Origin of the sequence: Streptomyces tirandamycinicus (genome assembly GCF_003097515.1) — a bacterium.
GTDB classification, from domain to species: domain Bacteria; phylum Actinomycetota; class Actinomycetes; order Streptomycetales; family Streptomycetaceae; genus Streptomyces; species Streptomyces tirandamycinicus.
The window spans coordinates 3,718,054-3,739,280 of record NZ_CP029188.1 but is presented as its reverse complement, the minus strand read 5'-3'; the positions used below and the strand labels follow the sequence as shown (position 1 = coordinate 3,739,280).

The following is a 21,227-nucleotide window of genomic DNA, read 5'->3' as shown; positions in this document are numbered from 1 at the left end:
CCGCTGCCGGTGCGCGAGCCGCCCCGGCAGCGCACCGGCCTCGCCCCCTGCCCGTCCTGCTGCGGGGACGCGCGGGAGCGGTGCCCCTCGGCCTGCACTGGTGCAGAGTCGTCGGCCACCGCCCCGCGGTCGTCCGGAAGGGTCGGACCCGAGGCGGGGCCTCAGGGACCCGCCGCGTGCCTGCCGCCCCGCGGACCGCGCCCGGCCTTCCGGGCGCTTCTCCGTTCCTGAACGGTACGCACCGGGGACCCGCCGCCGATCGCCGGTGAACCCCCGGGCACACGAGGCTCCTGGAGGCGGTGCGGGCGGCACCACCAGAGGCGGCCGATCGCCGACACCAGAGGCATAAGGAGGAAGCTGCCGCCGACGCCCGGCCCTCCAGCAGCTCTGGACGGTCCCACCGAACCTCGACCGGCGCTCCTCACCGGCCCGGTGACCCGCGTCAGTCGAAGAGGACGACGAGTCCGTTCACCCAGATCGCCAGGACCACCAGGGCCGCCGCCAGGCAGCCGACGCCCGCCAGCACGTCGCCGACCGTCCACGGCGCGGGGGACGCGTCGTACTCCTCCTCCAGGTCCTTCCGGTAGGAGGCGGGGTCGTCCCAGTCGACGGGGCGCCCCAGTTCAGCGGCGCAGGCGGTCCGGAGCGCGACCAGCTGACCCTCCGCGAAGACGGTGGCGGCGTTCGCCTCGGGACCGCGCCAGGCGAGGGCCTTCATCCGCCATCCGGGCGACCCGTAACGCGCCTCGAAGGCGGCGGTCTCGTCGGCCCTGCGGTCCTCTTCGAGGTACATCCAGCGTCCGGCCTCGGCGGCGTCGCCGTAGAGCCGGTACACCTCGGCCAGACGACGGCGGAGCGTCAGGTCGTGCGGGAAGGACGAGACGAGGCCGCGCAAGCGCTGGCGCGCGACGGGAATCCGGCCGGCTGCCAGGTCCGCGTCGACTCGGGCAAGGGTCTCCACCAGGGGCATGAACGCATGATCGGGTAACGCGCCGACCGGCGTCGACCCGGTTTCGCCGGTCAGCACCCGCTCGCCCCCGACGGGCTCTCCGATGCCCGACCGGGACGGCCGTCGGGGCGCCTCCTCGTGCTCCCCCGGGGGCCTCACGCCTGCCCTCCGATGCGCGGGCCGGCCAGGGCAGACGTGCGGTCGGCCCGCCGCGAGCGGGAGGTGTGCGGTCAGCCCGCCGCGAGCGGGAAGTGTGCGGTCAGCCCGCCGCGTGCGGCGCCGCGCGCGCGAAGTCCGTCGCCGCGAGCGCCGTCGACGCGCTGCCGTAGCGCCGCGGGCTCCACTCCGCCAGGCTCAGTTCGCCGTACGTCCGCCGGTCGGTGAAGTACTCACCGCGCAGCCCTTCGCCGGGCACGGCGCCGATCCACAGCTCGGCCACCCCGCGGTGCCGCTGGCTGCGCTGCCGGGCCCCGGGCCGGGGCTGGTTGGAGAACTGCCAGCGCAGGCACCATCGGCCGTCGTCCCCGCACCGCAGCGAGGCATGGGTGGAGGTGGACAGCGAGTCCGCGGTGAAGAGGGACACGCTGACCCGGGAGGCACTCTGCACCACGTGCAGGACGGCGGGGATCGGGGGCACCGGGGTGCCGTCCTCACGGATGACGGAGGTGACCACCTCGCCCCGCCACGTTCCGTGCAGCAGCGGGCTCCCGGTGAACCGGCGCACGAGCCTCCAGCGCCACAGCCACCTCTCGTACGCCAGGGCCACGATGGCCACCGTGGTCCCGGCCGCCGAGAAGAGCCGCAGCGGCGTCGGGGACAGCGCCTCGCCGGTGAGCAGGGCGAGCGCGAGCCACACGAGGCAGACGATCCCGACGGTGACCTGCTGCCGGATGCCCTTCACGGCCGTCGCCGCCCCGCACCGCGTACGTGATCCGCCGGAATCGGGAACGCGGTGCGGAACACGAACCCGCGCGGATCGCCGGCGTCCCTGGCCAGCACCACGCGGACGCCCGTCACATCGGTGCCGTCCGCGTGGTCGCGGCTGCGGGCCCAGCGGCCGGTCTCCCTCCCGAGGTCGGCGTCGCAGACGAAGGGACGCGGGTCGTCGCCGGCCAGCCAGTCGACGATGTCGCCGGCGGAGCGGCACAGCGCGTCGTTGACGGCGTCGGCCGCCTGCCCTGGGGTGTCGAAGGAGGACGCCCCCTTCTCCGAGGTGTACGAGGCGAACTCCCGCAGCTCGTCGAGGGAGCACCCGGTGTGCTTGTCGAGCGCGTGGCCGACGTCGCGCAGCTCCTCACGGTAGAGGTCGCTCAGCACGTCGACGCCGGACGGCGGCAGCCGGTCGGCCGGTTCGCGGTACTCCGGGTCCCGGTCCTGGAAGTCGGTGACCCGCCCCCGCTCCCGGTGGTGGCCGGGGTGCAGGTCCCGGTGGTCGTCGAGGGCCCGGCGCAGCAACTCCCGGTGGTCCCGCTCGTCCTCGGGTGTGTCGTGGCGGATCACCGTGCGCCTCCCGCCCGTGCCGCCTGCTTGCGTACGACCGCGGTCAGGTCGGACTGCCGGCGCTGCGGCGTCAGGCCGGGGAGCGGCCTGTCGAGGTCGACGTGGACCATCGCGCAGTAGGTGTCGGCGACGTCGCCGGCACAGGCGCGGCCCATGGACTGGGCGAGGTCGCCGAGGGCGGGCGCGCGGCGCGGCTCACCGCGTGGCGCCCGGTGTGCCTCGGCGCGTTCCTCCCGGCGCCGGGCGAAGGCGAGGGCCCGTCCTCGTTCCCTGCGCTGCGGCGCGCAGCCGTCCCGGCAGACGTCACGGCAGCACAGCTCGTACGGCAGCAGCCGGGACAGGGCACGGGTCGGCTCCGCCATGTGCCGTGCGACGGCGTCGTCGACGACGACGCGTGCGGTGTCCACGGCCGGGTCGGGCCGGATCTCGGCGAGCAGGGGATCGGTGGTGCGGGGTGTGGAGACGAGAGCCTGGCCGCGCCGGAGGGTGGCCGCGGTCCGCGCGGCGCGGGGTCCGGCGCCCATGTCTCCGAGCATGGCCTGCCGGCTCTGCTCGCTGCGCAGCGCATGCATGATCTTGACGCCGGTGAGGGCGGTGGCGGCCTCGTCCAGGCGTTCGGGCACCTGGTCGACGAGGACGAAGCCCTGCCCGAAGGCACTGAGCTCGGCAAGGGCGTTGGCGAGGGCGGAGACCGCCTCCGCCGACCTGCGGTCGGGACCGCCGCCGGGGCGCGCGAAGACCCGGTGGGCCTCCTCCAGCACGATGAGGTGGCGCAGCCGGCGGTTCTGGCTGCCGCGCAGCCGGGCGAAGGCCGACAGCTGGGAGAGCAGGAAGCCGAGGGTCATGTCGATCGCGGCGGGGTCGGCCATGGAGGCGAGTTCCAGCACGGCGGGCCGCTCGACGAGGCCGGCCCAGTCGGTCTGCTCCACGGTGTCGAACATGTAGCCGTGCTCGCCGCCGAGCAGGGCCCGGACGCGGGTGGCGAGGGCCGGGAAGACGTTGAGGGCCTGGCCGCGGTAGTCGCTGTCGTCCTGGAGCGTGTCGAGGACGGGAAGCAGCGCGCGCAGGGTCGGGACACGGCCGGGCAGGGTGCGCCCGCCGTCCCAGCCGGCGCGGACGTAGGTCTCCTCCAGGGCCTGCTCGAGGATGAGCGGAAGTGCGCCGTCCATGTCCGGTACCACGGCGCGGAAGACGGCCATCAGCGACGAGATGTGCGCGTGGACGGTGGTGCCCGGCGGCGGCTGGAGCGGGTTGAACCGCCAGGGCGCGCGCTCGGAGTCGCCGAGGGTGTGGATGCGCAGCGCCTCCATTCCCGGCACGGCGAGCATGCCGCGGTGTTCGGTCTTGACCGGCTCGATGACCAGCCAGGGCACCGTGTGGTCCCGCCACAGCTGGACGAGAAGGCTCTGCAGGGTCGTCGACTTGCCGGTGTTGGGCGCGCCGGCGATCAGGCCGTGGCCGACGAGGTCGTCGAGGGGGAGGTGGAGGGCGGCCGCGGGGCCGCCGCTGATCCGGTCGCCGAGGGCGAGCACGGGGGTGTCCGGACCGGTCGCGGGCGCCGGGGTGATCTGGTCCAGTGCGGGCGGCGACACCTCCAGACCGGGGCAGCCGTCCGGGCCGGGCACCGGGAGGACGAGCATCGAGGCGGCTTCCTCGGACCCGAACAGATAAGGCACGCGGCGTATGGACCCGGGTGCCTGGGGCAGCTGCCAGACGGGGTGGCCGCCCCAGGGCGCGATCGAGCCGCTGGCCAGGCACTGGGCGGCCAGCCGGAGCTCCTCGCCGTCGCCGGGCCGGACGATGCTCACGCCGCCGGACATCCCGCGTTCGGTGGCCTCGTACGACGACCCGACCGCTGCCGCGAGCATGGCGGCGACCGTGTCGGTGGTGCCCGGGTCACCGACGACCGTGGCCCGTGCCAGGACCTTGGCCGAGCTGTCGCCGAAGCGGCGCCAGGCCTCCAGGGCGCGGCGGGCGCTGTCGTCGGGCGGCAGTTCCAGCGGCCCGAGGTAGTCCTGCACGGTCCGGGGGGCGGCCTCGTACTCCAGACCGGAGCACAGGTGGCCGTAGGCGTCGCTCTCCAGGGGGGTCAGCGCGGTCGGCAGGAACACCAGGCTGACCAGGACTCGGGACGGCGTGTGCAGCAGGGCGCGGAGGAACGGGTCCCAGGCGGAGCCGTCGCCGTGCAGCCGCCCGGGCAGGTAGTAGTACTCGGCGGCGGAGTAGCCGTCCAGGGCAGGGGCGACGACCTCCTCGCGCCGGCGGACCTCGGCGCAGGTCACCGCGCCCATGGGGGCGACGAGGCCGGCCGGGTCGGCCGGCTCCACGACGAAGCCCGGGGGCAGCAGCCGCGCCGCCGCACCCAGCAACTGCTCGGCGGACGCCCGGGCATCGAACGGCGTGCCGCCCGCGGCGCGGGCGACGAGATGGCAGTCGATGCCCTGGGGGCGACCGGCGGGGGGCGAGGTGTAGCGGACCTCCAGGGCAGCGCGGTTCGCCCAGCCCTGCAGCGCGTGCACGATGCGGGTGGACACGGCGCGCATCGTCGCGCCGCTCTCCGCGGGACCGGCCGTCTCGGGTGCGCGGGGGCCGGCCGTGATCCGGGCCGTCGCGGTGGCCCAGCAGGACGGCTTGGCGAAGCGTTCCGGGTCGGCCCAGATCACGGCCTTGTCATGGCGGACGTCGGGGGGCCACTGCACGTTGTCACCTCCTGCGGAGAGCGGGCGTCGGCGGCTCAGAGGTCGTCGAACGGGTTGCGGGTGCCGTGCCGGGGCTGTGGCGCGGGGGTGTTCCGCGGGGTCTCGTCGTCGCGCATGAGGTCGGCCACGCTCTGCCGGGAGGCCTGGCGGTGCTGCTGCCGGCGCTGCGCCACGAGCAGAAGGATCGGCAGGCCGATGGGCCAGAAGGTGCCCGGCATCATGGTCTTGAAGCGGGAGCCGATGCCGTTCAGACCGGACCCGTTGATGTCGGCCCAGTGCAGGTCGAAGATGTGCATCGCGTAGCGGGTGGTGCCGATGATGCCCGCGACGTAGAGGATGAAGATGACCCAGCCCATGGCTGTCCTTCCGTGACGACTCGGATGGTCGGGGACGCGGAGGGTCCCGGACGGTCGGGGACGCAGAGGGTCCCGGACGGTCGGGACGCGGAGGGTGCGGCGCCGCCGCCAGCGGGGCGGCGGCGCGGAGGATGCGGCGGCGCGGAGGATGCGGCGGCGCGGCGGCGCGGCTCAGACGCCGAAGAAGCCGCTCTGGTACTTGCGGATCTCCTCGCGGGCGAAGCCGGTGCCGTCCGCGACGCTGTAGAGCGCGGGGACGACGGCGAGTCCGTGCACGGACTCGATGACCGCGGTGAGGTCGAGGTAGTCGAAGAGCTTGAGGTTGCCGGTGGTTCCGGTGAGGAGCCAGCCGGCGGTGAGGTTGGTGCCGACCGGGAAGCCGTAGTGCATCATCCGCAGGCCGCGGGCCTTGCGGTCCGACGGCTGGACGACGAGGAATCTGCGGGCGCCCTGCCCGCGCATCGCGGCGAACAGGCCGTCGGAGTTGTTCTCCAGGTTCATCTCCACGGGCAGGCCCTGCTCCTGGGTCGACTTGGCGACCTCGCGCAGATAGCCGTCGGAGTATCCGGCCGCGCCGGGGATCAGCTGGTTGAAGGAGTCGATGACGTCGAACTGGTTGAGGATTCCCACGGTGCCCCCGAGATCGTCCGATTGACTGACAGGGGGAAGTGAACACGCCGCATGGCGCACTTACGGCGCACGGAGCGCCCTTGCGGCGCACCGGGGGGCCACGTCCCCGTTGCCGCTCACCAGTTCCAGCGGAAGCCGACCACCGACCGCTCGACGAAGGGCACATAGCGGTGCGCCCTGCCGGTGCGGCACACCTGGGCGGGTTCCAACTGCACCGGATCACCGAGGTGGTGGTCCGACCAGGTCGCCCACCAGAGCCGGCTGGGCAGCCGAGGCGGCGCGAAGTGCACCGCCATGTCGAAGTTCTCGATCCGGCCGCGGGCGGGGCGCCGCACCTCTTGGGGTGGATGCGGGGCGGGGTGGTAGGCGGTCCGGTACTCGAACGAGGTGCGCTGACCCCGCTTGAGCGGCTGCGGGAACACGATCTCGTGGGACACCAGCCCGTCGTAGCGATGCTCCGGTCCGAGGGTTCCGCCGTGCATCACCTCGATGGCCGCCACGGAGGATTCGTGGTTGAACAGGTAGCTGTCCACCCCGTCCTCCAAGGCCATGATCACGTGCTTGGTACGACGTTCGGTCAGCTGCCTTTCACGGTCCAGGAAATAGCGTTCGAATACCGTCACCGTTCGATGCCATTGGCGCCGGACCATCTTCCGCGGTTCCCGGACCGCGTCGGAGATCCCGTCGGGCCGGCTGCCGGAATCGCTTTCGTGTGTGGCCCGCAGGCATTCCGCATCACGCGGGTCCATGTGAAAGGCGTCGATGAGCCAGGCGAGCGTCTCCGTCGTGATCATCGTGCCGTCGAGCGCACGCCGGACGCGGTCCTTCAGGTTGCGCGGGAGGGACTGCTCGGACTCGGGGAACTCGCCGGAATCCCACAGGTGTTCGGCCAGGACCTGGGCCACGGCGGCGATGCTCACCCGGCCGCCTGAACGGTCCCGCTGGACACGGGCGCGCCACCGGCTCCGGTATCGCGGCCGGGTGTCCAGCAGGTCGGTGAGCAGCACCGAAGTGGCCTCGAAAGTATTGCCCTTGATCAACGCTGCACCATCCGCGAGGAGCCGAATCACGGCACATTCATTGAACCATAGGGAAAAGATCGCCAAACTCGTCCGAAGACATCGAAGTCCACTCGCCACAGCGGTGGTTGTGACACGTGATGACGCATCGCCTATCTGCCGGCGGGCCGTCCGCCGAGACACTGCCGGACTGCGCCGCTCCTCCCCCGCTGTGCGGCGGCCCCGGGAGAAGCCGACACGGAGCGCGGCTTCTCCATGGCCCTCGGCCGCGGCCTGCTCCCGCCCTTCCCCTCGCACGCCCCGTCCCCTCACAAGGGAGGGACGAGGCCTCGGCGGACTCCCCGAAGCAGCGGTTCAGTGCACACGTGGGAGGCCGGCAGGGTTTCTCCTCGGCAGAATGAGCCGCATGGCCGTGGACAAGGACGCAGCGTTCACACTGCCGCGAGGCGCGACGGGCTTCTTCCGGCCGAAGGACGGGCCGCTACCGGAAACGGATCGGCGCAGGTTCCGGGCGGCGCTGTATGCCGCCGCCCGGGCGGCCGACGGTCGCGTGGGCGAGCTGGAGGAACAGGCGTACCCCCGCACATTCCACACCGCGACGGTCGTCGAGGGCACGCACGAGTCCGTCGTCCTGTGTCACGCCCACCACCCCTGGATCGCGTTCGCCCGGGAACGCCGGGACTGGTACACCGAGGAGTTCCTCGCACCGCCGCCGTGGGCCCACGCCTTCGCCGACCTGGGGTTCGCCGTACTTGGGCGCGCGCAGCTCACCCTGCCGCTCCCGGACGTCGACACCTCGGTCCTCACCCGGGGCGAGTGGCGCGAGGTTCGCTTCTACGGCATCACCACCTTGGGCGGAGTGCTCTTCAACGCATGGGCCTGACTCCCGGAACATCCAGCCAGGACTCCGCACTCGGGCGGGACGACGACCGTCAGGCGTGCAGGCCCGCACAAGCACTCCCGGACGAACGGCGGCCCCTCGACCGCAGGCGGCCGCCGCCACCGTCCTGCCCGTCGGACGTCCTCGGCCACCCGCCCGTCCACCGCTCCGCGCGCTCGCCGACCGCCGTCCCTCGGCCGTCCACCGGTGGTGACCGCGATGCCCGGGAGGGGGCTCCCCACCACTACGACGATGTGCTCTCGGAAAGAACAAAGGCCCAGGTCAGAGGGTATCTGTCCTGGGCCTTCCCTGAGCCGCCTTCGGGATTCGAACCCGAGACCTACGCATTACGAGTGCGTTGCTCTGGCCAACTGAGCTAAGGCGGCAGGCCGCGGATATGACCGCTCCGGCAGGAGCAGGTTCGCATCAGCAGCGGCGCCAAGTCTACAGGGTTGTTCGGGGTGCCCCTGACCAGCCCGGTGGTCACGCGGTCCGGGCCGGTCGTACGGGGCGCGAGGCCCGGCCGTCAGCGGCAGCGCGTGCCGTCCGCAGGCGGAGTTCCGGTCAGCAGGTACTTGTTGATCGCCGTGTCCACGCAGTCGCTGCCGCGGCCGTACGCCGTGTGCCCGTCGCCGTCGTACGTCAGCAGTGTCCCCGAGTCGAGCTGGCGGGCGAGGGCCTCGGCCCACTTGTAGGGGGTGGCCGGGTCGCGGGTGGTGCCGACGACCAGGATCGGGGCGGCGCCCTCGGCCTTGATGCGGTGCGGGGACCCGGTGGCGGGTGTGGGCCAGTAGGCGCAGCTCAGGGAGGCCCAGGCGAAGTTCCGGCCGAAGACGGGGGATGCCTTCTCGAAGTCGGCGGCGGAGGCCGTGACCTCGTCGGGCGAGGCGAAGGCGGGTGGCAGGTCGAGGCAGCTGACCGCGGAGTAGGCGGACATCAGGTTGGAGTAGGAGCCGTCGCTCTCGCGCTCGTAGTAGCTGTCGGAGAGGGCCAGCAGTCCCGCACCGTCGCCGTTCATGGCCTCGGTGAGCCCGTCGCGGAGTTGCGGCCAGGCGCCCTCGTCGTACATCGCGGCGATCACTCCCGTGGTGGCGAGCGACTCGGTGAGTTCGCGGCTCTCCCCGGTGGGCACCGGCCGGGCGTCCAGCTTGGCGAAGAACGCCTTCATCCGGGCCGCCGCGTCCGCGGTCGACTTGGTGCCGAGCGGGCAGTCCGGGCGCTGCGTGCAGTCGGCGGCGAACGACGTGAAGGCCGTCTCGAACCCCTCGGTCTGGTCTCGGTTCATCTGGCGGGCCGGGAGGGAGGGGTCCATCGCCCCGTCGAGCACCAGCCGGCCGACCCGCTCCGGGAAGAGCTCTGCGTAGGTCGCACCGAGGAAGGTGCCGTAGGAGGCCCCGACGTACGACAGCTTCTCGTCACCCAGCGCGGACCGGAAGACGTCCATGTCCCGCGCCGCCTCGACCGTGGAGACATGCGGGAGGACCGTGGACGACCGCTCCTTGCAACCTGCCGCGAAGCCCTTGAACGCCGTGCTCAGCTTGTCGATCTCGGCCGGGTCGTCGGGTGTCTGGTCGCTCTGGGTGTAGGCGTCCATCTCCTTGCCGTCGAGGCAGGTGACGGGCTCGCTGCGGGCCACGCCGCGCGGGTCGATGGCCACCATGTCGTACCTGGCCCGTACCGGAGCGGGGTAGCCGACGCCCGCGTACGCCTGGAGGTACCCGACGGCCGAGCCTCCCGGGCCTCCCGGGTTCACCTGGAGTGATCCGATCCGCTTGCCCGGCCCGGTGGCCTTCACCCGGGCGACGGCCAGCTTGACCGACGGCCCGTCGGGCTTGGAGTAGTCGAGCGGCGCCTTGAGCGTGGCGCACTGGAAACCGGGGGCACCGCAGTTGCGCCAGTCCAGCTTCTGGTTGTAGTACGGCTTCAGCGCGGCGGTCGACACCGGGGAGGGCGCTGCCGCTCCCGGCACCGAACCCGAGGGTTCGGACCCCTCCGAGGCCGGGCTGCCGCCGCTGCAGCCCGAGACCAGCAGCCCCAGGGCTGCGGCGGACGCGATGGCGGAGGTCCTGAGGAACTGCCTGGTGGTCATCCTGGGAGCCTATCGACACAAAGCGGGGATCATGCCCCTTCCTACCCGTATAGGTGATTCACCCGAAACATCCCCACATCCGCGAGCCAGGGGCATCCGCACGGGATCGCCACCGCCGGGAACCCGGTGACGACGCCCGCCCGGCCGAGGACCCGGTGCCGGACGGCCCCAGCCGCGCCGACGACCCGGACACCCTGTGCTGCCTGCACAGCGGCGGACCCGGGAGCGCCGGGGAGTTCACCCCGTGCGCAGCGCCACCGCCATCGCCTCCACCGCCAGCAGCGGCGCCACGTTCGTGTCCAGGGCCTCACGGCAGGCGAGGACCGCCTCCATCCGGCGCAGGGTCCCCTCCGGGCTGGAACCGCGCGCCACCCGGTCGAGTGCCTCCCGCACGTCCTCGTTGGCGAGGGGGACCCTCGAGCCCAGCTGCAGCGCGAGCACGTCCCGGTAGAAGCCCGTGAGGTCGGTGAGCGCGAGATCGAGGCTGTCCCGCTGGGTGCGGGTACGGCGGCGCTTCTGCCTGTCCTCCAGCTCCTTCATCGCCCCCGCGGTGCCCCGCGGCAGCCTGCCGCCCGCCGCCGCACCCAGGGCCGTCCTGAGGTCCTCGGTCTCCTTGGCGTCGATCTCCTCCGCGACCTGCCGCGCGTCCTCCGCGGCCGCGTCGATCAGCTCCTGTGCCGCCCTCAGGCAGCCGCCGACGTCCTCCACCCTCAGCGGGAGCTTCAGCACGGTCGCGCGACGGGCGCGGGCCGCCTCGTCGGTGGCGAGGCGGCGGGCCCGGCCGATGTGCCCCTGAGTCGCCCGGGCGGCGGACGCGGCCGCCTCGGGCTCGATGCCGTCCCGTCTCATCAGCACGTCCGCGACGGCCTCGACGGAAGGAGTGCGGAGCGACAGGTGACGGCAGCGGGAGCGGATCGTGGGGAGCACGTCCTCCAGGGACGGCGCGCACAGCAGCCAGACCGTACGCGGGGCCGGCTCCTCCACGGCCTTCAGCAGGACGTTGCCCGCGCCCTCGGTGAGGCGGTCGGCGTCCTCCAGGACGATCACCTGCCAGCGGCCGACCGCGGGCGAGAGCTGCGCCCGTCGGACGAGGTCACGGGTCTCCTTGACACCGATGGACAGCATGTCCGTCCGGACCACCTCGACGTCGGCGTGCGTGCCGACCAGGCTGGTGTGGCAGCCGTCGCAGAAGCCGCAGCCCGGTGCGCCGCCCAGCGCCCGGTCGGGACCGGTGCACTGCAGGGCCGCCGCGAAGGCGCGCGCAGCGGTGGAGCGGCCCGAACCGGGCGGGCCGGTGAACAGCCAGGCGTGCGTCATCTTGGACGCGGCGGTCGCCTGCTCCCCCGCCGCCTCCGCCGTGACGAGCGCGTCGGCGTCCCGCGCGGCGGCGGCGAGCTGCTCCTGGACACGCTCCTGGCCGACCAGGTCGTCCCACACGGCCATGCTGCCGCCACCGCCTTCCGACGTCGTATGAACCACGAACCACGAACCACGAACCACGACCCGCGAGCCATGAGCTGCGAGCCATGAGCTGCAGGCTGCGGCTGCGATCTGCGGGTGCGGGTGCAGGTCCCCCACCGGCTTCCCATTGTGGGGCAGTGGTCGGACAGTCCTCACCGCCTGTGGACAACCCGCCTGTGGACAACCGGCGCACCCGCACGCACCAGCCGGCCGGGGGCGCGCGATGCCCCTGCCGTTCCGGGTACCGGCGGCAGCCCCTCCGGACCGGCCCTGGGGCCGGCGTGCGCACGATCGCCTTCTCCGGCCGGTCCGGCTGGAGCCCCACCCGGACCGGCCCGGATCCGCCTAACGCCCCCGGCGCCCGTCGTCCTCGTCGTCGCGCGGACCCAGCAGTTCGTCCGCCAGCGTGGGCAGGTCGTCGAGCGGCGTCTCCTCCGCCCAGTCGGAGCGGCGGCGCGGCCGTCCCTCCTCGTCGACCCGGGGCAGCTCGCGCGTACGCTGCTCCTCCTCCCGGGCGGACCGCTCGTCACGGAAGAGGTACGGCGGCACACGGTCCGCGGGGCTCTCGCCCCGGACCGGAGGCAGTACCGCGGTCTCCTCGGCTCCCGCCGCCCCCGGCCGATCGCCCCGCACCGGCGGAAGCACCGCGGTCTCGTCGACCTGCCCCGCGGACGCCGGCGCGCTGCCCGGTCCCGCTCCGCGCGCGCCCCGCGCGCCTCCGTCCGGAGGCTGCGGCACCTGCGGGAGGACCGCCGTCTCCGCGTCCTCCTTGGTCATGTCGACGCGCGGGCGGGGCGTCTCGACCGTACGCGTCGCGTCGTCCGCCCCCACCGCAGGAGTGGGCACCGTCGTCTCGGCGGCCGAGGACTCCGCGGCGGCCGCGGCCGCCTCCGCGGCCCGGCGTGCCTCCTCGGCCCGCAGCAGGGCCTCCTCGGCCTTGCGCTGCTTCTCCCGGCGGCGCTCCTCGGCCTCGGCCCTCAGCCGGGCCTCCTCCTCGGCCTGACGGCGGCGGCGCTCCGCCTCCTCCCGGACGGTCTTCTCCTCGGCCTCGCGCCGGCGCCGCTCCTCCTCGGCCAGCCGCCGGGCCTCCTCGGCGCGCTGCCTCGCCTCCTCCGCCTGGCGCTCGGCCTCCCGCCGCCGCGCCTCCTCCAGTTCGCGCCGCTTGCGCTCCTCCTCCTCGGCGCGCAGCCTCGCGAGCTGCGCCTGGCGCTCGCGCTCCAGGCGCTCCTCCTCGGCCTTGAGGGCGGCCTCCTCCTCGGCCTTGCGGCGCGCCTCCTCCTCGGCGGCCCTCCGCGCCTCCTCCCGGGCCCTCACCTCGGCCTCGGAGAGGGGGAGCATCCGGTCGAGCCGGTGCCGCACCACCGTGGTGACGGCCTCGGGCTCCTGGCCCGCGTCCACGACGAGGTAGCGGCCGGGGTCGGCGGCGGCCAGGGTGAGGAACCCGGCCCGCACCCGCCCGTGGAACTCCGCAGGCTCGGACTCCAGCCGGTCCGGTGCCTCCGTGAAGCGCTCGCGCGCGGTCTCCGGGGAGACGTCGAGCAGCACGGTCAGATGCGGTACGAGCCCGTCCGTCGCCCAGCGGGAGATCCGGGCGATCTCGGTGGGGGAAAGGTCGCGGCCCGCGCCCTGGTACGCCACGGACGAGTCGATGTAGCGGTCCGAGATGACGACGGCACCGCGCTCCAGCGCGGGGCGGACGACCGTGTCGACGTGCTCGGCGCGGTCGGCGGCGTACAGAAGGGCCTCGGCGCGGTGGGACAGCCCGGCCGACGAGACGTCGAGCAGGATGGAACGCAGCCGCTTGCCGACGGGGGTGGCACCGGGTTCCCGGGTGACGACGACCTCGTGCCCCTTGGCGCGGATCCACTCCGCGAGCGCCTCGACCTGGGTGGACTTGCCCGCGCCGTCGCCACCCTCGACGGCGATGAAGAAGCCGGTGGCCGCGGGTGCCTGGGCGGGGTCCGCGCCGCGCCGGACCGCGTCGGCCAGGTCGCGGCGCAGCGGCACGCCGGACCGGTCGTCGGTCCTGGCGAGGACGATCACCGCGACGGGCAGCAGCAGCGCGCCGACCAGCATCAGGGTGAAGGCGGCACCGCCGTGGGCGAAGACGAAGTCGCCGCTGGCCAGGCGGTGCGGACCGATGGCGGCGGCGAGCAGCGGGGCGCCGACGGCGGCGAGCCCGATGGCGACCCGGACCACTGCCTGCAGATGCTCGGTGACCCGCGGCCGCCGGAACTCCTCGGTCTCCAGGTCGATCAGTGCGTGCCCGGTGTGCGCGGCGACGCCGGCCGCACCCCCGGCGAGAACGGCGAGGAACAGCACCGTCGCCGTGTCCGGGACGAGGCCCATCGCCAGCAGCGCCACGCCGGTGACGGCGATCACCAGCGCGAGCAGCCGGCGCCGGGACAGCGCCGGCAGCACGTTCGGGGCGCCCCGGACGCCGAGGGCCGTGCCCCCGGTCAGGGCGAGGACGAGGAGGGCGAAGGCGACCGGGCCGCCGCCCAGGTCCCGTGCGTGCAGGGCGGACACGGCGGCGGCGGAGGCGATGGCCTCGGCGATCGCGGCGCAGGCCACGACCAGCAGCGGGACGGCACCCGTGCGGCCCTTGTCCAGGCCGCCGCCGGTGGACGGGCGGCGCAGGCCCTCCAGCGGGGAGCGGGGGCGCGGTGTCGGTGCGTCCGGGAGTTCGACGGCTGCCAGCACGGACAGCGATGCGGCGAAGAGGCCCGCCGCCACGTACGACCCGAGCGCGGCCTGGTTCGCCGAGAACCATTCGACGCCGGTGCCGAGCAGGTTGCCGATCAGCGTCGCCACCAGCAGAGCGGCGGCGGCGATCGGGACGACCGCGAAGGAGGTGCGGAGGGACAGCCTCCGGAGGGCGTCCTGATGGTCGGGCAGCGGGCGGACCGCCGCGCCCTCCGGCGGCGGCGGGGGGAGCAGCGCGGGGGCGGCGCTCTCCCGGGCGACGGTCCAGAAGCGTTCGGCGACGCCGGTGACGAAGACCGTGGCGAGCACGTACGCCACCGCGCTGCCCGGGGTCCAGCCGATCCACAGGGGGGCGATGACGAGCAGGGCGATGCGGAGCCCGTCGGCGCCGATCATCGTCCAGCGGCGGTCCAGGGGTCCGCTCGGTGCGGTCAGCGCGGTGAGCGGGCCGAGGAGGACGGCCCCGAAGAGGAACGTGGCGAGGAGGCGGACCCCGAAGACGGCGGCGACGGCGAACGCCGCGCCCCGGTATCCGCCGCCGAAGGCTCCTTCGGCGACCGCCGTCTGGAGCGCGAGGAGGACCAGCACCAGGAGGGCGAGGGCGTCACCGGTGCCGCCGGCGACATGCGCACTCCACAGCCGCCGCAGCGCGGGCACGCGCAGCAGCGACCGTACGGCGCGCTCGCGTGAGTCCGCGGCCAGTGCGTCGGCGGCACGGGCTTCGGGTTCAGAGGTGGGGCTCTGGGCCGTTGGCTGCTCGGCTCGCGTCATCCGCCCAGCCTATCCGGAGGAGGTCGCTCCTCGGAGGCCCCGCCCGAACAAACGGGCGGCGAGCACCCGGTGAGACGACGGAGGGGCGTCCCGCGGTGCTCCGCGGGGCGCCCCTCGCCCGGGCTCGTGTGCCGGCGGCGCCGTGCCGGCCGCGCTAGGCGTCCGAGGACGCCGTGTTCGCCGCGGTCCGGTCGGCCGTGGCCTTCTTGGCGGCCGTCTTCGCCGCGGTGGTCTTCGCCGCGGTCGTCTTCTTGGCCGCGGTCTTCCTGGTGGCCGTCTTCGCCGCGGTCGTCTTCTTCGCCGCGGTCTTCTTGGCCGCCGTCTTCTTGGCCGCCGCCTTCTTCGCGGGGGCCTTCTTGGCGGCCTTCTTCACCGGGCCCTTGGCGCGCTTCTCGGCGAGCAGTTCGTAACCGCGCTCCGGTGTGATGGTCTCGACGCTGTCACCGGTCCGCAGGGTCGCGTTGGTCTCGCCGTCGGTGACGTACGGGCCGAAGCGGCCGTCCTTCACCACGACCGGACGCTCGCTCACCGGATCCGTGCCGAGCTCCTTCAGCGGCGGTTTGGCGGCCGCCCGGCCGCGCTGCTTGGGCTGCGCGTAGATCGCCAGCGCCTCGTCCAGCGTGATGCCGAAGATCTGGTCCTCGGTCTCCAGGGAGCGGGAGTCCGTGCCCTTCTTCAGATACGGGCCGTAGCGGCCGTTCTGCGCGGTGATCTCGACGCCCTCGGCGTCCGTGCCGACGACGCGCGGCAGCGACATCAGCCTGAGTGCGTCCTCGAGGGTCACCGTGTCGAGGGCCATCGACTTGAAGAGCGATGCGGTCCGCGGCTTCACCGCGTTCTTGCCGGTCCTCGGCGTGCCCTCGGGCAGGATCTCGGTGACGTACGGACCGTAGCGGCCGTCCTTCGCGACGATCTCGTGGCCGGTCTCGGGGTCCTTGCCCAGCTCGAAGTCCCCGCTCGGCTTGGCCAGCAGCTCCTCGGCGAGCTCGACGGTCAGCTCGTCCGGCGCGAGGTCGGCCGGCACGTCGGCGCGCTGGTGGCCCTCGGCGTCCTTCTCGCCCCGCTCGACGTACGGGCCGTAGCGGCCGACCCGCAGCACGATGCCGCTGCCGACCGGGAAGGACGAGATCTCCCGGGCGTCGATCGCGCCGAGGTCGGTGACGAGCTCCTTGAGTCCGCCGAGGTGGTCGCCGTCGCCGTTGCCGGCCTCTGCGGCACCGCCCTCGGCCCCCGCGGCGAAGCCGCCGCCGGGCACCGTCTCGCCGAAGTAGAAGCGCCTCAGCCACGGCACCGCCTGGGCCTCGCCCCGCGCGATGCGGTCGAGGTCGTCCTCCATCCTGGCGGTGAAGTCGTAGTCGACGAGCCGGCCGAAGTGCTTCTCCAGCAGGTTGACCACGGCGAAGGAGAGGAAGGACGGCACCAGTGCCGTGCCCTTCTTGAAGACGTAGCCGCGGTCGAGGATGGTGCCGATGATCGACGCGTACGTCGACGGGCGGCCGATCTCGCGCTCCTCCAGCTCCTTGACCAGGCTGGCCTCGGTGTAGCGGGCCGGGGGCTTGGTGGCGTGCCCGTCCGCCGTGATCTCCTCGGCGGTGAGCGGGTCGCCCTCGGCGACCTGCGGCAGCCGGCGCTCACGGTCGTCCAGCTCCGCGTTCGGATCGTCGGCGCCCTCGACGTACGCCTTCATGAAACCGTGGAACGTGATGGTCTTGCCGGAGGCCGAGAACTCGGCGTCACGACCGTCCGAGCCGGTGCCGCCGATCCTGACGGTGACGGAGTTGCCGACCGCGTCCTTCATCTGGGAGGCGACGGTCCGCTTCCAGATCAGCTCGTAGAGACGGAACTGGTCGCCGGTCAGACCGGTCTCGGCCGGGGTGCGGAAGCGGTCACCCGAGGGGCGGATGGCCTCGTGCGCCTCCTGGGCGTTCTTGACCTTCCCGGCGTACGTGCGCGGCTTCTCGGGCAGGTAGTCGCCGCCGTACAGCTGGGTGACCTGCGCTCGGGCCGCCGCGACCGCGGTGTCGGAGAGCGTGGTCGAGTCCGTACGCATATAGGTGATGAAGCCGTTCTCGTACAGCTTCTGCGCGATCTGCATCGTCGCCTTCGCCCCGAAGCCGAGCTTGCGCGAGGCCTCCTGCTGGAGCGTCGTCGTACGGAACGGGGCGTACGGCGAGCGGCGGTACGGCTTGGACTCGACGGAGCGGACCGAGAACGCCGCGTTCTCCAGCGCCGCCTTCAGGGCGCGCGCGTTCGCCTCGTCGAGGTGGAGCACCTGGTCCGACTTGAGCCGTCCGTCCGGGCCGAAGTCACGGCCCTGGGCGACGCGCCGTCCGTCGACACTGGCCAGCCGGGCGGTGAAGGCGGCCGGGTCGGACGCTCCACCGGCCTCCGGGGCGGCCCCCCATCCGGCGCGGCCCGCGGAGAACGTGCCGGTCAGGTCCCAGTACTCGGCGGAGCGGAAGGCGATGCGCTCACGCTCGCGCTCGACGACGAGGCGGGTGGCCACGGACTGGACACGGCCCGCGGACAGCCGCGGCATGACCTTCTTCCAGAGGACCGGCGAGACCTCGTAGCCGTAGAGGCGGTCGAGGATGCGGCGGGTCTCCTGGGCGTCGACCATGCGCTTGTTGAGCTCGCGCGGGTTGGCGACGGCCTCCTGGATCGCGGCCTTGGTGATCTCGTGGAAGACCATCCGCTTGACCGGGACCTTGGGCTTGAGGACCTCCAGCAGGTGCCAGGCGATGGCCTCGCCCTCGCGGTCCTCATCGGTGGCGAGGTAGAGCTCGTCCGAGCCGGCCAGCTGCTCCTTGAGCTTTCTGACCTGCGCCTTCTTGTCCGCGTTGACGACGTAGATCGGCTGGAAGTCGTGCTCGACGTCCACCCCGAGACGCCGCACCTCGCCGGTGTACTTCTCGGGGACCTCGGCGGCGCCGTTCGGGAGGTCGCGGATGTGCCCGACGCTTGCCTCGACGACATAGCCGGGGCCCAGATAGCCCTTGATCGTCTTCGCCTTGGCAGGCGACTCGACGATGACGAGTCGGCGGCCGCCCTGTGCGGTCTCGCTGGTCGGGGACAACTTCGCTCTTCTCTCCGGTCGACGCTCGGTGGGCTCGTACGGCGTACAACGTACGGCGTACGGCCGTACTGCACTTTGCTGTCGCTGCGGAGTGTGACGGTACAACCCGCCCCCGTGTCAAACGGCAAAAGTTCGCAACGGCCACTCGAACGGTAACCCGACTCCGGGCATTCCTGCCGCCCGGACTCCCATGGCGATCGGCGGGAGAAGGCGACCGGACGAGGGCCGCGAGGCGTTCAGACGCGGCTGAGGCACCAGACGCCGGCGAGCAGGAAAGCGGTGCCGAAGATCGTGGTCAGGGTTGCGGCCGTGGCGGGATTCACGCCGTGCGCGACCGGGGCCCGGTGCCGGACCCGCGCTCCCGTCCATATCAGCAGTGCGGCTCCGAACAGCGTGAATGCCGTACCCGCGAAGATCGCCGGACCGCTCTCCATCCCCGTCTCCTATTTCTCGGCCTGCCCCGGGAAGCCCCGTGGCCGAGGCTGGCACCTCCGGGCGTCAGCCACGCGAATTCCAGGTGAACGCGGCACGGGTTCACCCGGGCGGCGCCGGTGCGGGCGTGGTGCGGAGTAAGGCGCTGCGCGGAGTGAGCGGAGCCACGACCTCCGCGAGGCGCAGGCGCCCCGGCGGGTGCCGGAGCGAGGGGCCGGACGTGGTGCCGAGCAGGCGGAGTCACGACCTCCCCGAGGTGCCGAGGCGGGTGCCGGAGCGAGGGGCGCCGACCGGAGCGACGAACTCGCCGGTCCGCGCATGCGCCCGGCGCCCTGACCGGCTGCGCCGGCACCCGAGCGGTGCCCGTACGGCGCCTGCTCGGTACCCGCACGAGCCCGCGCACATTGGCCGGTTCCCGGCGGAGACCATGGCCGAAGGGTGCCGCCGCGGGACCGGAGAGGCCATTCCGGTCCTGGGTGACACGCGAGCCGGCCCGGTCGCCCACCCGGGGCGGAACGGGCCGTTCCGGCGACGGGGCGTCGATCGCACCGACCGCGCGGCGGCGCCTGACGGGCGCGGCGGGCGCGGGGGCGCGGCGGTCCCTGGCAGGGGCCGTGGACGCGGCGGGCGCCACCCGGTACGCCGGGGGCAGGGCGGCGCACGGAACATCGCGACCGCCCCCCGGCGGCTGGCTCAGTGCCGCGTGGAACGCACCACAGGGAACGCACCACAGGGAACGCACCGCAGGAAACGCACCGCCCGGAACGATCCCCGCCCGGGACGATCCCCGGTCGGCGCCCGGCGCGTCTCAGTCGCGTGGACCGGCGGGCTCCAGGAAGCCTTCACCGACCAGCAGCCTGATCGCCTCCGGCGTGCGGTCGCGCAGCAGCACCGGGTCCTCACCGACCAGCTGGGCGATGGCGTCGAGGATCCGCCCCGCGCTCAGCGTGCCGTCGCAGACGCCCGCGAAGCCGGCACCGACCGTGTCCACCTTCGTGGCACGCCGCATACCGCGGCTCTGGCGCAGCACGACGTGCTCCGGGTCCTCGGCGCCGGGCAGCCCGACCTGCTCCTGCACCACGTCGTCGACGAGCACGAAGTGGTCGGCGAGCAGTGCCGCGTCGTCGTGCGCGCGCAGATAGTCCTGCCGGGCGAAGTGAGCCCGAACGGCTTCGCCGAGCGGCTGCTCGACCGGGTGGGGCCACTCCTCGACGACGATCGACGGCCGGTCCGAGGCCGTCTTCCGCAGCACGATCCAGCCGAAGCCGACCGCCTTCGTCCCGCGCGCCTCGAACTCGTCGAGCCACGCGTCGTACCGCGCCGCGTACTCCTCGGGGGCAGCACGGTGGTCACCACTGTCCCGGAGCCAGAGCTCGGCGTACTGCGTCACGTCCTGGACCTCGCGCTGAACGATCCAGGCGTCGCAGCCGCGCGGCACCCACGAGCGCACCCGCTGCTGCCAGTCCTCCCCTGCCACGTGCTGCCAGTTCGCGAGGAACTGCGCGAACCCCCCTTCGTTCAGACGGTCCCCGGCCTGCTGAACGAGCGAGCGGCACAGATCGTCCCCGCCCATTCCGCCGTCCCGGTAGGTGAGGCGGGCATCGGGAGAGATGACGAACGGCGGGTTCGACACGATCAGGTCGTACGTGTCCGATCCGACCGGCGTGTAGAGCGACCCTTCGCGCAGATCCGCCTCGGGTGCGCCGGACAGCGCCAGGGTGAGCCGGGTGAACGCCAGGGCCCGCGGGTTGAGGTCGGTGGCCGTGACCCGGGTGGCGTGCCCCGTGGCGTGGAGCGCCTGGATGCCGGAGCCGGTGCCGAGGTCGAGGGCGGAGGACACCGGGACACGGACGGTGATGCCGGCGAGGGTGGTGGAGGCGCCGCCGACCCCCAGGACGACACCCTCGGCACGGCCGGTCGCGCCACCGGCCCCGCCGACCGCGCAGCCGAGATCGGAGACGATGTACCAGTCCTGCCCTTCCGGCCCGCCGTACGGGCGGACGTCCACCGTCGCCCGGATGCCGTCGGGGGACTCGGCCACCCAGCCGTCCGCGAGCGCCACGTCCAGCGGCAGCGCCTCCCGGGCGCGTTCGGCCGCCACCGGCCGCTGCAGCAGGAAGAGCCGTACGAGCGTCTCCAGCGGGGAGCCGCCGCGCGTGGCTCGCAGGGCGGGGACGGTTTCGCTGCGGGCGAGGGCGCTGTAGGCGGGCGCACCGAGCAGCTCGAGCAGCCCGTCGGCGGTGAAGTCGGCGGCGATCAGGGCGTCGCGGAGCCGGGCGGACTGATCGGGAACGGGAAGGCCTGCGGCGAGGCTGGTCGTACTCACGAACCCATTCTGACCCGCGGCGTTCGGCCTGTGCCGCCCGCCGCTGCCGCGGCACACCGCTTCCGCCGGGACGCGGTCCGCGCGGTCGGTCGGCCGGAACGGTTCAGTCCGGCCGGTCCAGCCGGTCCGGCTCAGGGGCCCGCATCGACGAGTCCCATCTCGCGGAGCCCCGTCCCGGGGAGCCCCGTCTCGCGGAGCCCCATTTCGACGAGTCCCGACTCGCGGAGCCCCGTCTCGACGAGTCCGGATCCCCGACACGGGCCCAGGCGGAGAGGCCGACCGGGGGCCGCCGCGGCGCTCCGTTCGGCGGAAACGCGTGTGCCGGAGCCGGCC

General features: G+C 73.5%; 14 protein-coding genes and 1 tRNA gene. 1 reads left to right on the top strand and 14 read right to left on the bottom strand.

The features are described from left to right. Nucleotides 1-442 precede the first annotated feature (442 nt). From DDW44_RS16525 to DDW44_RS16495, 7 genes are all read right to left on the bottom strand, one after another. Nucleotides 443-970: a DUF6584 family protein gene (locus DDW44_RS16525; protein ID WP_108908857.1), complete on the bottom strand. Its 528-nt coding sequence runs from the start codon at nucleotides 968-970 to the stop codon at nucleotides 443-445. A gap of 238 nt (nucleotides 971-1,208) precedes the next feature. Beyond that, complete coding sequence (locus DDW44_RS16520) at nucleotides 1,209-1,850, bottom strand: Cap15 family cyclic dinucleotide receptor domain-containing protein (RefSeq protein ID WP_018892463.1); 642 nt, start codon at nucleotides 1,848-1,850, stop codon at nucleotides 1,209-1,211. Then, nucleotides 1,847-2,449, bottom strand: a complete 603-nt coding sequence (locus tag DDW44_RS16515; RefSeq protein ID WP_017947782.1) for an RNase A-like domain-containing protein — start codon at nucleotides 2,447-2,449, stop codon at nucleotides 1,847-1,849. Before DDW44_RS16515 ends, DDW44_RS16520 begins: the two co-directional genes overlap by 4 nt. Beyond that, nucleotides 2,446-5,148, bottom strand: coding sequence for an ATP-binding protein (locus DDW44_RS16510; RefSeq protein WP_108906928.1), 2,703 nt, complete (start codon nucleotides 5,146-5,148; stop codon nucleotides 2,446-2,448). Before DDW44_RS16510 ends, DDW44_RS16515 begins: the two co-directional genes overlap by 4 nt. Nucleotides 5,149-5,183: 35 nt before the next feature. Beyond that, nucleotides 5,184-5,504: a hypothetical protein gene (locus tag DDW44_RS16505; RefSeq protein ID WP_018892460.1), complete on the bottom strand. Its 321-nt coding sequence runs from the start codon at nucleotides 5,502-5,504 to the stop codon at nucleotides 5,184-5,186. 171 nt (nucleotides 5,505-5,675) lie between these two features. Next, nucleotides 5,676-6,134, bottom strand: a complete 459-nt coding sequence (locus DDW44_RS16500) for a hypothetical protein (RefSeq protein WP_017947784.1) — start codon at nucleotides 6,132-6,134, stop codon at nucleotides 5,676-5,678. A gap of 116 nt (nucleotides 6,135-6,250) precedes the next feature. Continuing rightward, on the bottom strand, nucleotides 6,251-7,174 hold the full coding sequence (locus DDW44_RS16495; RefSeq protein ID WP_108906927.1) for a hypothetical protein: 924 nt from the start codon (nucleotides 7,172-7,174) through the stop codon (nucleotides 6,251-6,253). Between the two features lie 385 nt (nucleotides 7,175-7,559). Here DDW44_RS16495 and DDW44_RS16490 point away from each other — a divergent pair, with 385 nt between their 5' ends. Further along, a complete protein-coding gene (locus DDW44_RS16490) occupies nucleotides 7,560-8,036 on the top strand; it encodes a hypothetical protein (RefSeq protein WP_108906926.1) in 477 nt (158 codons plus the stop codon). Between the two features lie 309 nt (nucleotides 8,037-8,345). Here DDW44_RS16490 and DDW44_RS16485 read toward each other — a convergent pair. The 7 genes from DDW44_RS16485 to DDW44_RS16455 all read right to left on the bottom strand — a co-directional run bounded on the left by DDW44_RS16485 (nucleotide 8,346) and on the right by DDW44_RS16455 (nucleotide 20,894). Then, nucleotides 8,346-8,419 (bottom strand) — tRNA-Thr (locus DDW44_RS16485). Between the two features lie 140 nt (nucleotides 8,420-8,559). Next, entirely contained in the window at nucleotides 8,560-10,122 is a 1,563-nt protein-coding gene (locus tag DDW44_RS16480) for an alpha/beta hydrolase (protein WP_027733724.1), read from the bottom strand. A 237-nt stretch (nucleotides 10,123-10,359) separates the two neighbouring features. After that, nucleotides 10,360-11,565 carry a DNA polymerase III subunit delta' gene (locus DDW44_RS16475; protein WP_108906925.1) on the bottom strand — a complete coding sequence of 402 codons (1,206 nt, stop codon included), beginning with the start codon at nucleotides 11,563-11,565 and terminating at the stop codon, nucleotides 10,360-10,362. A 363-nt stretch (nucleotides 11,566-11,928) separates the two neighbouring features. Further along, nucleotides 11,929-15,060, bottom strand: a complete 3,132-nt coding sequence (tmk, locus tag DDW44_RS16470; RefSeq protein ID WP_108906924.1) for a dTMP kinase — start codon at nucleotides 15,058-15,060, stop codon at nucleotides 11,929-11,931. Nucleotides 15,061-15,214: 154 nt separating this feature from the next. Then, complete coding sequence (gene topA, locus DDW44_RS16465; protein ID WP_108906923.1) at nucleotides 15,215-18,136, bottom strand: type I DNA topoisomerase; 2,922 nt, start codon at nucleotides 18,134-18,136, stop codon at nucleotides 15,215-15,217. 236 nt (nucleotides 18,137-18,372) lie between these two features. Further along, a complete protein-coding gene (locus DDW44_RS16460; protein ID WP_017947791.1) occupies nucleotides 18,373-18,570 on the bottom strand; it encodes a hypothetical protein in 198 nt (65 codons plus the stop codon). Nucleotides 18,571-19,376: 806 nt separating this feature from the next. Then, complete coding sequence (locus tag DDW44_RS16455) at nucleotides 19,377-20,894, bottom strand: DUF7059 domain-containing protein (protein ID WP_108908856.1); 1,518 nt, start codon at nucleotides 20,892-20,894, stop codon at nucleotides 19,377-19,379. Between the last annotated feature and the right edge of the window lie 333 nt (nucleotides 20,895-21,227).

Bases quoted from the DNA above. Each gene is read 5' to 3' on its own strand.
- DDW44_RS16505 (WP_018892460.1), bottom strand. From the start codon at position 5,504: ATGGGCTGGGTCATCTTCATCCTCTACGTCGCGGGCATCATCGGCACC.
- DDW44_RS16490 (WP_108906926.1), top strand. From the start codon at position 7,560: ATGGCCGTGGACAAGGACGCAGCGTTCACACTGCCGCGAGGCGCGACG.
- DDW44_RS16525 (WP_108908857.1), bottom strand. From the start codon at position 970: ATGCCCCTGGTGGAGACCCTTGCCCGAGTCGACGCGGACCTGGCAGCC.
- DDW44_RS16480 (WP_027733724.1), bottom strand. From the start codon at position 10,122: ATGACCACCAGGCAGTTCCTCAGGACCTCCGCCATCGCGTCCGCCGCA.
- tmk (WP_108906924.1), bottom strand. From the start codon at position 15,060: ATGACGCGAGCCGAGCAGCCAACGGCCCAGAGCCCCACCTCTGAACCC.
- DDW44_RS16460 (WP_017947791.1), bottom strand. From the start codon at position 18,570: ATGGAGAGCGGTCCGGCGATCTTCGCGGGTACGGCATTCACGCTGTTC.
- DDW44_RS16475 (WP_108906925.1), bottom strand. From the start codon at position 11,565: ATGGCCGTGTGGGACGACCTGGTCGGCCAGGAGCGTGTCCAGGAGCAG.